1 pseudogene is annotated in these 949 nt (G+C 59.7%); it reads right to left on the reverse strand.

Features of this window, described 5'->3' with window-relative positions:
- Positions 1-949: pseudogene (locus GPK89_RS14200) on the reverse strand (ribonucleoside-diphosphate reductase subunit alpha); the annotation flags it as partial.

Below are 949 nucleotides of genomic sequence, written 5' to 3' on the forward strand. Positions count from 1 at the left end.
CAAAATACGCGCCCGTCTGCCAGTCGCTGCCCTCAAAGAGTGCGTAACGACCCTTTTCCCGTGCCAGTGCTGCGTCCGCCTTGACGGCGGCGTAGTTGATGTGCTCGAACACCGCGTCGGTGAAGGCAAGGTGCTCCTCGCTCTCCCAACGGATGCCGCGCTTTGCCAGCATATGGTGGTAGCCGCTGACGCCCAGGCCGATGCTGCGGTACTTCTGATTGGTAAGCCGGGCGTATTCCAACGGGTAGAAGTTGAGGTCAATCACATTATCCAGTGCGCGGATGGCCGTTTCCACCGTGCGTTCCATATAGGCCTCGTCCTCCACCGGCAGATTACCGAGAGACAGACTCGCCAGGTTGCAGACCACAAACTCACCGGGGCGTGTGGTCGTCACCACCACTGTGTCGCCGTTCTCCGTGTGCACCTCAGTGCTGATATGCTCGGTGGGCGCCATGTTCTGCGCGATCTCCGTGCAGAGATTGGAGCAATAGATCATTCCCGTGTGGCCGTTTGGATTCATACGATTTACGCTGTCGCGGTTGAAGGCGAAGGGCGTGCCGGTCTCCACTGCCGAGCGAAGCACCAGCCGCACGATGTCCTTGACGGTGACGCTGCGCTTTTCGATGCGCGGGTCATTGACGCAGTCCAGATACCGCTTCTCCCATTCCGTACCCCAGTAATCCTCCAGAGCGTAGCCCTTGACCGTGAGGATCTCATGCGGATAGCACACGGCGGGAAACACATCATGCGCCTTCATGCGGTCATCGCCATTGTTAGTGCGCAGTTGAAGGAATTCCGGTAGATCCCGATGCCATGCGTCTAAGTAAACCGCCACAGCGCCCTGCCGCATCCCCAACTGATCCACCGCTACGGCGGTGTCGTTGACCAGCCGAATCCAGCGGATAACACCACCCGCCGCCCCTTGAAAGCCGCGGATGGTGCTGCCTGC

Source organism: Gemmiger formicilis (assembly GCF_018784445.1).
Taxonomy (GTDB): Bacteria; Bacillota; Clostridia; order Oscillospirales; family Ruminococcaceae; genus Gemmiger.